Origin of the sequence: Acinetobacter shaoyimingii, from assembly GCF_011578045.1 — a bacterium.
In the GTDB taxonomy this organism is placed as follows: Bacteria; Pseudomonadota; Gammaproteobacteria; order Pseudomonadales; family Moraxellaceae; genus Acinetobacter; species Acinetobacter shaoyimingii.
The window spans coordinates 1,755,122-1,768,309 of sequence record NZ_CP049801.1 but is presented as its reverse complement, the minus strand read 5'-3'; the positions used below and the strand labels follow the sequence as shown (position 1 = coordinate 1,768,309).

General features: G+C 35.6%; 12 protein-coding genes. 10 read left to right on the top strand and 2 right to left on the bottom strand.

The window, feature by feature from the left end; genetic code table 11:
* Window positions 1–320 precede the first annotated feature (320 nt).
* On the bottom strand, window positions 321–746 hold the full coding sequence (locus G8E00_RS07890) for a DoxX family protein (RefSeq protein WP_166223469.1): 426 nt from the start codon (window positions 744–746) through the stop codon (window positions 321–323).
* 225 nt (window positions 747–971) lie between these two features.
* Between G8E00_RS07890 and ycaC the strand changes: the two genes are divergently transcribed.
* The 4 genes from ycaC (at window position 972) to G8E00_RS07870 (ending at window position 4,565) form a co-directional block, all read left to right on the top strand.
* Window positions 972–1,604, top strand: a complete 633-nt coding sequence (ycaC, locus tag G8E00_RS07885) for an isochorismate family cysteine hydrolase YcaC (protein WP_166223466.1) — start codon at window positions 972–974, stop codon at window positions 1,602–1,604.
* 215 nt (window positions 1,605–1,819) lie between these two features.
* Window positions 1,820–2,689: a pirin family protein gene (locus tag G8E00_RS07880; protein ID WP_166223463.1), complete on the top strand. Its 870-nt coding sequence runs from the start codon at window positions 1,820–1,822 to the stop codon at window positions 2,687–2,689.
* Window positions 2,690–2,805: 116 nt separating this feature from the next.
* Complete coding sequence (locus G8E00_RS07875; RefSeq protein WP_166223460.1) at window positions 2,806–3,243, top strand: DUF2231 domain-containing protein; 438 nt, start codon at window positions 2,806–2,808, stop codon at window positions 3,241–3,243.
* Window positions 3,243–4,565, top strand: a complete 1,323-nt coding sequence (locus G8E00_RS07870; protein ID WP_166223457.1) for a PQQ-dependent sugar dehydrogenase — start codon at window positions 3,243–3,245, stop codon at window positions 4,563–4,565. The genes G8E00_RS07875 and G8E00_RS07870 overlap by 1 nt, the downstream gene beginning before the upstream one ends.
* A 117-nt stretch (window positions 4,566–4,682) precedes the next feature.
* Here G8E00_RS07870 and G8E00_RS07865 read toward each other — a convergent pair whose 3' ends face one another.
* Window positions 4,683–5,615 carry a LysR family transcriptional regulator gene (locus G8E00_RS07865; RefSeq protein ID WP_166223454.1) on the bottom strand — a complete coding sequence of 311 codons (933 nt, stop codon included), beginning with the start codon at window positions 5,613–5,615 and terminating at the stop codon, window positions 4,683–4,685.
* 166 nt (window positions 5,616–5,781) lie between these two features.
* On the opposite strand from G8E00_RS07865, the gene G8E00_RS07860 reads away from it, so the two are divergent.
* The 6 genes from G8E00_RS07860 (at window position 5,782) to G8E00_RS07835 (ending at window position 13,155) form a co-directional block, all read left to right on the top strand.
* A complete protein-coding gene (locus tag G8E00_RS07860) occupies window positions 5,782–6,195 on the top strand; it encodes a YybH family protein (RefSeq protein ID WP_166223451.1) in 414 nt (137 codons plus the stop codon).
* 174 nt (window positions 6,196–6,369) lie between these two features.
* Entirely contained in the window at window positions 6,370–7,248 is an 879-nt protein-coding gene (locus tag G8E00_RS07855) for a nuclear transport factor 2 family protein (RefSeq protein WP_166223448.1), read from the top strand.
* A gap of 297 nt (window positions 7,249–7,545) precedes the next feature.
* Window positions 7,546–8,352, top strand: a complete 807-nt coding sequence (locus tag G8E00_RS07850) for a hypothetical protein (RefSeq protein WP_166223445.1) — start codon at window positions 7,546–7,548, stop codon at window positions 8,350–8,352.
* Window positions 8,342–11,248, top strand: a complete 2,907-nt coding sequence (locus G8E00_RS07845; protein ID WP_166223442.1) for a coiled-coil domain-containing protein — start codon at window positions 8,342–8,344, stop codon at window positions 11,246–11,248. The genes G8E00_RS07850 and G8E00_RS07845 overlap by 11 nt, the downstream gene beginning before the upstream one ends.
* Complete coding sequence (locus tag G8E00_RS07840) at window positions 11,232–12,608, top strand: hypothetical protein (RefSeq protein ID WP_166223439.1); 1,377 nt, start codon at window positions 11,232–11,234, stop codon at window positions 12,606–12,608. The genes G8E00_RS07845 and G8E00_RS07840 overlap by 17 nt, the downstream gene beginning before the upstream one ends.
* Window positions 12,601–13,155, top strand: a complete 555-nt coding sequence (locus G8E00_RS07835; RefSeq protein ID WP_166223436.1) for a condensin complex protein MksE — start codon at window positions 12,601–12,603, stop codon at window positions 13,153–13,155. The genes G8E00_RS07840 and G8E00_RS07835 overlap by 8 nt, the downstream gene beginning before the upstream one ends.
* Window positions 13,156–13,188: the final 33 nt, after the last annotated feature.

Here is a 13,188-nt window from a genome sequence, read left to right as displayed (position 1 = left end):
AATACAAGTTAAAAATAGAGGGTAAAGGGATCAATAAAGCGATAAAAATAACCAAAATTACAGAGTGCTTTATTTCCAAATTCTATTTGAAAGTCTTTCAAATAGAATATAGATAATAAATATTATTTATTAATGTTATAGTGTAAATAATATTATAATTAAATTTTATTTAATATAAATAATAATCTTAATCTAAATTATTTGGTTGTATTTATTTAAATAAATTGTTTTGGGTGTTATATAAATTTATACACACCCAAAATTTCAAAAATAACTTATATCATATGAAGAAGATTGAGAATTAAACCTAAATTATGGTGTTAATTTTTATCTAAAGATATTCTTCCTGGGCCAGTAATCGCCAATAATAAAAAACCGCCGATGATACTGATATTTTTATAAAAATGGATCATATTTCCAGCCATATCAGCACCTGTCATGGTCCAATATGCATGACCAATTAAAGCTGTGCCTAAGGTATATGCAGCAAAGATTAATGCTAAAGGCCGTGTGTAAAAACCTACAATAATCAATATAGAAACAATAACTTCCATAAAAACTGCAATAGCAGCTGCAAGCCATGGTAGTGGGGTGTGAAGGGAAGTCATATATTGGACAGTACTCTCAAAATTCATCATTTTGGGTAGTCCTGAAACAATAAAAAGGATTACCAAAAGCACTCTCGACACGAGCAGTAATAATGGATTGATTTTACTCAGATTAAGATATCGAATTGTATTTAACATTTTTAAAAACCTCGTTGATTATTGTGAATTAATGTGCTGTTTATTTTGAGCTTGAATCATACATTTTAATTAAACGATATAAAATTTGGTTAACAATAAAACATATAAAATAATTATTTTTTTGTTGAATATTTTTTTAAACAAATCTAAAAATATAATGTCGATGTGATTTTTATATTTAAAGCATTTACAGAATTTATTAAAATATACTATTGGAAAAATGAAATGAAAGATTTATATCAACGTATAGATAAAGACGATGTAGCGGTTTTACTAGTTGATCATCAAGCTGGTTTATTTTCACTTGTTCGTGATATCCCGCCTGAAAAATTTAAAAATGATGTTTTAGCCTTAGCAGGTTTAGCAAAAGCTTTTAAATTGCCCACCATTTTGACCACCAGTTTTGAACAAGGTCCTAATGGTCCACTGATTCCTGAACTTAAAGCTTTATTTCCAGATGCACCTTATATCGCGCGTCCAGGACAAATTAACGCTTGGGACAATGAAGACTTTGTCAAAGCGGTAAAAGCGACAGGGAAAAAGCAGCTGATTATTGCAGGTGTTGTGACGGAAGTCTGTGTAGCATTTCCAGCGCTGTGTGCATTAAACGCAGGCTATGAAGTGTTTGTGGTGACAGATGCATCTGGCACGTTCAATGAAATTACCCGTTATTCAGCTTGGGGGCGCATGCAGCAAGCAGGAGCACAGTTAATTTCATGGTTTGCTGTTGCTGGTGAATTACAACGCGATTTACGCAATCAAGTCGATGGTCTTTCTGAAACCTTGGGCAATTCTATTCCAGATTATGCCAATCTTTATGCGAGTTTGAACGCAACTCAAAGTCGTTCAAATCAATAATCTTTAAAAGCATTTGCCCGTCATTCACTTTTATTAATACATCATCTTGAAGGCGTTAGCGTTGAAAAACTTACAACTTTCAACATTTTTCGCTTTTGAAATAAACACCTATCTATTTTGGTGAGTCGATTTTATAAGTCCACGCTAGCGGCGAGGTTATCAATTCGACTCACCAGCACATAAGCATTGCTCAATCTTGATTAAGGATAACTGCTATGGCTGTTCAGTACATCATAGACCGTCGAATTAAAGACTTAGGTGGCGGTTTTGAGGTTGGTCGTTTACTGCCTTTTAGAACGCAACCTATGGTTGGACCATTTATTTTTTTCGATCATATGGGACCCGTTGATTTACCTGAAAATGTATCCAAAGACGTTGATGTTCGTCCACATCCGCATATTGGCTTATCTACAGTGACGTATTTATTTGATGGGACAACTACGCATCGTGACAGTTTGGGCGTACATCAAGAAATACGTCCAGGAGAAGTCAATTGGATGGTTGCAGGAAGTGGAATTACCCATTCAGAACGTTTTGAATATGCACGAACGCATGGTGGAGATCTTATTCATGGCATTCAGACGTGGGTGGCTTTACCTATAGAAGATGAAGAAACGGCACCTGCTTTTTATCATCATGAAGGGGCAGATTTACCGACTTGGAATGATCACGACGTCCGTGGACGTCTCATTGCAGGATCAATTGGCTCAATGAAAGCAGCAGTGAAAACTTTTTCTCCCTTGTTTTATATGCACTGGGAAATGGATGCAGGCGCAACAGAAAGCCTTTCAAATGAATATTCCGAGCGGGCTATCTATGTCGTCAGTGGCTTGGTCAGTGTAGATGGTGAAGTCATTCATCCAGGGCAAATGGCTGTACTGAAGCAGGGAGAAACTGCTGTGATTCAGGCACACATTGCATCTCAAGTGATGGCATTGGGTGGTGAGCCGATTGGTGAAAGATTCTTATATTGGAATTTTGTCTCATCTTCAAAAGCGCGTTTAGAGCAAGCCAAAGAAGATTGGCGTTTACAACGAATGAAACTCCCCGTTGGTGATGATCAAGAATTTACACCATTGCCTTAGTTTGGCTTCGGTATATTTTGAAGATACGTATAAAGTTAAATATAAAATATTGATTATTAATACTTTTTAAAATAGTGATGCTTAAAAAGCAATCTAATCTGCAAGCAGAGGTCTAAATGAATAGAAAATTAGAAAGACGATCAGGCATCTTATACGCCATATACAAAGTATTTAATCCCATTCCGTTTGGATTCTTTGTTGCAGGTTTATTGTTTGATCTGTTCTATATGAATACCGCTGAAATATTTTGGGCCAAAGCAGCCAGTTGGGTCATTAGCTTTGGATTACTCTTCGCCATTCTCCCAAGATTTATCAATCTATTTTATGTTTGGTTTAGACCCCATTTAAACAGTAGAAAAGCAGATGTTTTTGGGTTCTGGATGTATGGCTTTGCAATCATCAGTGCAACATTCAACGCATTTGTTCACGGACGTGATGCCTATGCCATTGTACCAACAAGTTTAGTCTTATCGGCTATCACCGTTATCCTTATTGCTATCGCATATCTCTATCAGGCTATTGTTTTGAATCAAAATGCAGAAGGTGAATTTTAATGAAAATGTTCAATCAAATCTTACTTCCTGCCTTATTTACGTCAATGTTTGCTTCGATCTTGGTAGGTTGTGACAGTGGCACCACGGTTGATCCTCAACAACAGTATGGATCAGATCCTAAGCTCCCAACGCCACAGAACTTTATTTTACCGCCTGTAAATGTTCCTAAGGGGACTGGTTGGAAAGAAAATCAAAGTCCAACCGTTGCCAAAGGATTAAAAATCGAAAAAATTGCAGCTCAATTAGAACATCCACGCTCGCTTTTAACTTTACCCAATGGGGATATTCTCGTTGTTGAAGGCAATAGTCCTGGTTCTGAAGCGCTGACTGCGCCTAAACAAATTGTTGCAGGAAAAGTCATTAAGGGGCAGTCTGGTAAAGGTGGCAAGGGCGGAAATAGAATTACACTCTTAAGGTTAGATGAGGCTAGTCATTGGAATAAATATAATTTTTTAGACAATTTAAATTCCCCTTTTGGGGTTCAATTGATTGGAAACAATTTATACGTTTCCAATACCAATAATATTATGAAATATGCCTATCAAACTGGTGCGACACAAATCACCGATCAGGGCGTGGAATTGGCAGATTTACCTGATCGAGTGAATCATCATTGGACCAAAGCATTATTAGCTAGTCCTGATGGAAGCAAGCTTTATGTCGGTGTAGGTTCAAACAGTAATATTACTGAAAATGGAGAGGCTGTTGAATATCGACGAGCGAATATCTTAGAGGTCGATACACAGACTGGTGCAAGTCGAATTTATGCAAGTGGTTTGCGAAATCCTACAGGTCTACAGTGGGAAAGAAAATCAGCAAAACTTTGGGCTATTGTGAACGAACGTGATGAAATTGGGCAAAGTTTAGTGCCAGATTATATGACATCGGTTCAAGACAAAGGCTTTTATGGATGGCCATATAGTTATTATGGTCAACATGTTGATACGCGTGTCAAACCAGAACGTCCAGATTTAGTTGCCAAAGCCATTAAACCTGATTATTCATTAGGTGCTCATGTTGCGCCCTTAGGATTGTTGTTCACTTCGGATAACATCAATTTAACCAGTCAGTATAAAGACGGCGCTTTTGTGAGTAATCATGGGAGCTGGGGCAAAAAAAATCCAGTCGGGTACAATGTTGTTTTTATTCCATTTAAAGATGGTAAACCCAATGGCAAACCTGTCACTGTCGTGGATGGATTTTACTCCAAAGAGAAAAATGAATCGTTTGGTGCACCAGTTGGCTTAACGGAAGATAAAACGGGTGCTTTGATTATCGCTGACGATGTTGGCAATAGTGTATGGCGAGTATCAGTAAAATAATTCTGCACAACATTTCCTAGATAAAATCGAATTTTATCTAGGATTTTTAAATAACATATAAGTTAATGATTTTAGAAAAAATCCTAACAAATACCTTAGACATCAAAGATGAATAAATCACACATAATTATAATGCGATAATTTTTCAAAATATTTATTTTCTTTAAAGTAATCAATAATATAATCAATAAAAACTCTGAGTTTTAAAGGCATATTTTTTTGTGAAGAATAATAAATATTGCCATAGCCCATATCGCCATACCATTCTGGAAGCACACGAACCAATTCTTTTCGATCTAAATAATAAGCAACATCATGCGTTGCCAATAGGGCAATACCAAAGCCTCTCACTGCTGCTTCACAGATCGATTGAGTATCATCAAGGATGATTTTGGCAGATTGATTCACCTCAAAGATCTCATCACTTGATTTTGCCAGTAACCATTTGCGTATTTTGCCACTGTGTATCGAGCGCATCACAATGTTATCAATATGTTCCAATTCACTAGGATGTTGAATCGGAGCTTTATCTTTAAGGAAATCGGGGCTGGCCACAGCAATGATATGCATCGGGATAAGCGGTCGTGCAATTAAGGTGTTATTCAGCTCTATACCAGCTCCAATTGCAGCATCAAAACCTTCTTTGATTAAATCGACCTGACGGTTTTCAAAACTAAAATCTGGAATAATTTCAGGATATTTTTCTAAAAAACCAGACAAAGCAGGGATGATGTAGTCTTTCCCAAAACCTTTAGACATACTGATTTTCAAGGTGCCTTTGGGCACAGAATTTTTCATATTGATATTTTCAAATGCTTGATCCAGCATTTGATAACCCGCATTGATTTCGCTGTAAAACTCTTGACCTAAAGGAGTAAGTGTTAAATTTCGCGTGTTGCGGTCAAATAGCCGTACTGCATATTTCTTTTCTAATTGAGCAATGTTGCGACTGACTGCTGCTGGGCTTAATCCTAACTTTCGAGCAGCCGCAGAAAAGCTGCCGTGTTCTACTGTTGCGATAAATGATTCGATATTGCTGAGTGTTTCCATTTTTGTTGATTAAATGTGTTGATTTGAAATTATGATTATACAATTGTCATTGATTTTCAATTTTTATTTGAAAGTAAAACAATAGAATTGTTACTTATGTTTTAAAGATAAATCAAACAAAATAAAAACAACCCATAAAAAGATAGTCAAGAAAGAGGATGCGAAGATGATTTCTATTGTACAAACATCGGCAAATTTGAGTCCTGAGCAAGTGATCATGCAATACGGCGAATACCTCAATGCAAAGAATATCGACGGTATTATCTCGCTTTACCATGATGATGCAGAAATTATCCCAGATCAATTGCCAAGCATTGTAGGTACAGCTTTGATCGTTCCATTTTATGAACAAACATTTTCCAGTATTCAAATTGATGGGAAACTTGTGGTTCGATCAACAGATGTAAGTGCAGATATCGCCATTGTACGTTGTGAAGAGCAAGCCAATGTCACAGAGTTAGCGACAGGACAGACCACAAAAAATTATTTTAGAGAAATGTTCGTTCTCAAGAAAATCAAAGATACATGGTTAATTTATAAATATATGTTTTCACAAAACAATAGCCAAGTCAGTAACTGATTTATAGAAAGACTATTGATCCTCCATCATCAATGCACTGTATTGAATAATACGACGCATAAAACTTCATGAGACAAATCAACAATTTCACACTTATAGCTAAATCTAGAAATCTACATGTGAAATATATCTCATGCAGGTCTACTTCTTGTTTATTGCAGAGAGAGAAATATCATGGAAAATAAAACGTTAATTACCGAATTTTACGCAGCTTTTAGTCGAGGCAATGCAGAAGAGATTTTACAGTATGTGACTGATGATTTTATTATGCATGTGCCTGGTCAGGGCTTAAACGCTGGTGAATACTGGGGTAAAGAAGGCTTTAAGAAATTTTTAGGCAATATTGCTTCCTATGGGGGTGGTGAATTTTCTGTTTCTGTACCCACAGTTGCAATCAATGATGATGTGATTTACACACGCGAACAAATCATCATGAATCGTAAATCGAATCCTGCTGAAATGTGGACTTTACGGTTAATTATGGAATATAGACTCAAAGATAATTTGATTTCTGAAGCGTGGACCATTCCCATGGATCCAGATATATATGATGCTTTTTGGACACCTGGTGCAGCATTCAAAGCGCCTAAAAGTATCGAAAAATCCGTTGTCACCATCAATACCGATCAATCGGAAGATAAAGTTTCGAAAAACTTCGATCATGTTGAAGCGTTCTATCATTACTTCTGGAAAAATGATTTAAATTCAATGAGTAAATTAGCCACACCAGATTTAGTCTTTACCGTCCCTGGAAGCAGTTTTTTAGCCGGATATTATCAAAACTGGGAAGGTTATGTCGATTTCCGCAGTCGTTTATTGTCTAACGTCTCAGGTGATAAATACAAATTGGAAATAGACAGTATTGCGGCCTCGGAAAATGAAGTTTTTGTTAAAGAATACATCCGAATGAATCGAAGTTGGGATCCTGAAGTACAAACCAGTTATGTGATTCTGAACTTTATAATGAAAGAGGGAATGATCATACAGATCAATGATGTGCCTGTAGATTCTATCCCTTATGATGCATTTTTTACCAAGCCTGTAAATCAGTAATTTATAATATTTAAGTTTCATGGCGTGATAGGGATTTTCTTATCACGCCTTTTTTGCTTTGCAGAAAATCAATAATCAATAGATCTTATATCTGAAATATCCATTTTTTCAAATGACGATGACTCTTCTATCAATACATACAAATGCAAATATGCGACATATACGGTCGTCATTCTTTATTTTTTGTCTAAAATTTTATTGACTCCCAATTGTTTAAAAGTGTAATTTTTACATCTTAATCTTATCGAATAAGTATTTATTTCAAAAACACCAATAAAAATTATTCAGGGGAAATGTTTGAATCTTTCTACTTTAAAAAAAATGATGTGGGCTATTGAACAAAATCAGCCTATTCATCTCATTCGTTTTAAAGAATTGGTTTCACAACTGAATATTCAACATCGAGTTGAAGCTGCTGATATTCGAGGGATTAAAATCAAGGGGGATCGATATCGGATTTGCTATATCCATCCTACCATTAAACAAGAAATTGATAAGCTGATTGCTGATATGGGACATGACCGCATCAGTGCAGCGAGACAGAATTTAAGTCATCAGCATAAAGTCCAAGGTTCATTTATTCTGATACGACAGATTCCAAATCATCCACAGGTGGTAATTTTTGATCATGACGGACAATATCAAACACCGATTTCATTGTCACGAATCGCCGTTATTTTGGAAAATCGTCAAATCTTTTTAAATATTGAAAAAATGTATGCTTTTCTACAGCATTATACAGACGTGCCATGTTCTCAACCGATCGATTTTATTTTTGGTACGGGTAATGAAATCCCCAATTCATTACATCAGCATTTTTTGAATCAATATGACCATCTGTATTTATGTTTCGATTGTGATTTAGGTGGTCTAAAAATAGCAAAAAACATCAAGACTTTATTGCCTTTAAAACCCATGACCTTTGTACAGCCACATGATATCGAGCAGCGATTATCAAACGTCGTACAAACGTGCACGCCCGATGAACTCGATAAATTGGCACAGTTTTCTTTACATGCACCCGCATTCCTCAATCCTTTTATTGAAATGATTCGAAATTCTAAATGCCGTCTTGAACAAGAGAGTTTTTTAAATGACCAATGAAAGTTTGGCTCTATTACAGTTCACACTTAAACGCTTAGTTTTTGTCAACTCGGCTAAACATGCCTATTCCGAATTACTCTTAGATCAGCATTTGGCGATGTTTGGACGCAATAACAACGGTAAAACGGCAAGTTTAGCAGCAACCAAATTGCTCCTTTTCCCAGAAACCAATTTTCGACATTGTTTCAATAAATTTGGTTTTGAAGGGAAGGATGGTCCCTATGATGCAGAACAATCATTTCGCTTTTATTTTCCGACCATTAAATCGTATATTGCCTTAGAAGTCGAAAACCCAAGTGGTACGTTCACGATGGTGTTGTACCGTGCTGCCAGCAGTGAAAAAAATCAAAGTTTTGCCTATCATCGTGCATTTATTCCTTTGCCTTATGAGCAAGTGCGTCAACTGTTTTGGAATATGGAGGAAGAGGATTTCTCTGAACAACTAGGTACAGAACAACTGACCAAATTTACCCAAAAAAATCGTGGCCTGATCATTCATGAAGCCTCAAAACTTCGCCAAATGATTTTTGCACGCTTAGGTAGTCCAGAAGCGCAATATTGTATTGTGCCTTTAAAAGACAACACTACAGATTCGATTAACGCATTTAGAAAAATTTATAATCTCGCATTTTCAATGTCGAGTAATGTCTCAGAAGTTTTGCCTTCAGCCATTGCTGCTTTAATTGAAATGCAACGTGGACGACAAGAAGAAAAGCTCGATCATGATTTGGATGAAACCTATCAAAAATATTTACAACTCAACAAACAAAGTGAAAATTTAAAATTAAAACAGAATAATTTAGAGCGCTTTAATCAGCTTGCTCATGAATTTCATGGTTTAAACCAAGCAACCAATGACTATTCTTTGCAGAGTCATCGTATTCATCAATATGTCGATCAAAAGATCAATACCTTATTGCCTGTACAAACAGAAAATCAGCAAACATTAAATGACTTGAATAAAACTCTTCGTGAGCTCAAATCCCAAATTGAACAAGTCAAAACGCAACGAACAGAATGTCACTCACAGATTGAACTTCGGGAAAAAGACCTCAACAACATCAATAAAAAAATAGAACAGGCTGGAAAAGTACAATGTGAATATCCACCTTCAATGACTATTCATGAAATTAAACACGCATTGCATGTCGATACACAAGAACTCATCGAAAAACGTGATCTTCTACGTGATTTCACTAAAGCAGAAACGGCATTTCAAAGCAAAAGAAAACAATTATTAGCGCATCAGCAAAAACTCGAACAACTGAATCAAGACATTCAAACACTTAAAAACCAGCAAGATAAAGACTTATTGATTAATCAAATCAGTGAACATAGTCTTCAAATTTTGTATAACTTAAATCCAGCTTTGGTAAAAATCAGCCAAGTGATTTCAGTTGAAGAAAAAAAGAGTATTGAGTCGTTTACCCAGCTATTTCAACTCAATACATCGCATCTTGATTTTAAGCAACATCCTACGCAAATTTTATTTCATCACTATCAACCTGAACAACTGATTGTACAACTTGAAAATCAGCATCAACAATTACATGTTCAATCGCAAGATTTAGAGATTGAAGTGAAAGAACTTGAACAGCTGATTCGTGATGCAAATAATCCAGAATTACACAATGCCAATGAACAAAAGTTAACTGAAAGCATTGAACTGAACCAAACAGATATAGGATTACTGGATGCTTTGCAAAGTCATAAAGAGCGTTTTAAAGAATACAGTGCTGAAATTGAAGTTTTAAATGAACAAAAGCTAAAGTTAGATGAACAATTTCAAATTTTAAACATTCAATTTGATGATTTGAAAACACAGCAAGGCAATTGTCAGTCAATTTTGGATCAGCTTAATGACCAGCAAGACAAATTTAAACGTATTAAGCATTCACTTGAAAATGCTGCGAATATGTTTGATGTCTTGCCATCAACACGTTTTGATGCAGAACTTTTTAAAATAGATCACGGATCTGTAGATGAGCTCCTTGAACAAGCACAGCACCTCACAGATCAAGCTCGAAAATTGCAAAAGCAATACAATGACTATGTGTTTAAGTTTACGCAATTTTCTAATGAAGTCCCTACAGCCGATTTGGATTTAAATCGTGTACACATCCGTTTAGATGAATTAGAGCACAGCGTCGAAATTTATAAAAATGTATTTGCCAATTTAGACCTTGAACAACAGCAATTTAATCACGCTGTGTTGGGACATAATGAAGAAATACGTTCGCAAATCCATGAAATCAACGAAGCACAAGATCAGCTGCATCGTGTGGTTGCGATGATCAATAAAAAGTTGAATCAACATCAGATTTCCAATTTAACGGAAATTCGATTACATCTAGAAACGGTTTCAGATTTTGATGCATTGAAGAATACACTGGACAAATATAATATTTCAGGTGAAACACTGGCTGAAGAATCATTCTATTTGTCACTGATTGCATTCTTTAACAAGCATCAAGAAAAAGGTCGTTTGAAAATGGCCAACTTGATTCAGTCCATTCAATATCGCTATAAAATTGATGGTCAAGAAGTAATGAAGTCTCAATCTGGTGGAACCACCACGACCATTACTTCATTTGTTCTCTCTGTATTACTCAATGAAATTAAATTAATTGGGTCATCGGTACGTATCCCGATTATTGTCGATGAAATTTCAGCTTTAGATGCTGAAAATACAGCTTCGACCATTCAACAAATTGGGGAATATGGTTTTTCTATTTTCTGTGCAACTCCTGAACTCACAGCGTATTTGGTCTCTGAAGTGGGTCGTTATATCTATATCAATCAGAATGTTGCAAAGCACTTCATGGAACCTGAGTGCCAGTGGAATATTATGCCGCATCATGTAAACCATTGGGGGATACATGAAGTTCAATCGTGACCTGATTTTAAAGGCAATTATTGATGAAAAAAGCCATTTTCTTCGATTTATAGACTATATCAATGAACATCATTCAGGGGGTGAGTTCCCTAAGACCCTGTATATTGATTTTTTTGAACGACATATTCGTGCACAAGCCAAATTGGATTTGAGCAAAGCAAATCTCATCCAGCTTTTAAGCCTAGAATCACTGATTGATAATCATATTTTTGCTGATTTTCCATCGACAGGGCAATTGGTGATTAATAAAACGGTTTTGGACATACTGAGTTTTTTAGATACCAAACGTACAAGACAGTTGGTGAATGCGCAATTTGAAGATATGCGTAAACGAACTGTAGATTTTGCAAATGCAATACAACATGCAGAAGTGGGGAGCCAGCAATATCAGGAAATTGTGCTTGGATTTAAACTTTTACTCAATGAAATTCACAGTAATGTTCAAGAAAATTGTATGGTGTTGCATAGTCGTTTAGAAGGCTTTGCTGAAGAATATCGGCGTTTCGAAATAGGTGAAAGTCAACTCACCATTCAAGATTTATATACGCAAGTGAATCATTTGTTTTTACGTAATGTAAAACCATTTTTAGACTTTACCTCGACCGATCAGATTTTATCCGTGCAATCTTTCCATGAAGCGGTGTCATCTATCATTGATTTTTTTGAAGGGCAGTGTGATATTGAGTTGTCTTATCAACTGAGTTATCGACTCACCGCAATTACCTCTTATTACAAAGACATACAAGACATTTCTGAGCGGATTAGCCGCTATCTACATCAGATCGGGCAAGATCGATCAAGTTATTTGGCCATTGAAAATGCCTTTGCCGATCTAATGCAAGCATTAGAACCCTTACGTCATGGTGGTTTTAAAAATATTAAGTTGAAACCAGATGCTGCTTTTTTTGATCATTTAACCGTACTAGATGGTTTGGCAGATCATAAGAAAAAATATCAAGCTAAACTGAATTTGGCACCTGAAAATAATCGTTTTTCATTTGAATATTATCTCGAACGCCTTTACTCAAAGCCTTATCGTGAGACCAAAATACTTGAACATGTGGCTTTGCCCAAAACAATTCGATTAGAAGAAACTCGAAAAAAGGCCATTATGAATTTTGTTGCTGAATTGGCATTACCCGAATATATGGAAGATGTTTATTTATTCATTCACAATGAATTAAAACAACATTTTCCAGATTATTCACTTAAAGATATTCTCTTTGGTTTAGAAATGCTTCTTCCACTTTTACGTAGCCATTTTAAAGGGGGAAATTTAAGGGGACGGGTAGAAGATGAACACTATTATTTAGAATATTCAGTGCTGTCCTGGCAGAAAAATGAGGTGAAATATGGTTAATTTACAAACCAGTGAGCAAATTTTTAATACCTTAATGAATGGTCGAATTATTAATCGTGAAAAAATTGATAATGATGTTTTGGTGCCAGAACCACTCTTTACTGAAATTATGGATAATTTAGAAGCCTACCAAAAACAATATGAAATGAGTGGTTTTAAGTTCATTCATTCAGGCGACTATGTCTACATTACTGAAGATGAAAAAAATAAAACTGATATTGCGATGAAAGCACAAATTTTATTGCTTTTGATTAGTAAATATTTAAATAACAATAATTTTAGTTTACAAAAGATCAAGCATTTAAATGTAGGTTTGTCGCGTTCTGATATTTTAGGTATTCGGAATATGCAAGAAACAGCAGAATTGTTGACTCGTGCAGGCATGGGGGATGATGTCTACGTACAAATCAAAAATATTTTGGTGGAGCGTAATATTCTGTTAGAAAAAACCAGTTCGGAATCCTACATTTTGTCTGCCATTGGTGAAAAATTTTTTGATGAGCTTCAACCTTTATATTTAGATACGACAGAAACTTCTGAAATTTAAATCCCAGTATTTGGCATTGTTTTTACGTAGAAG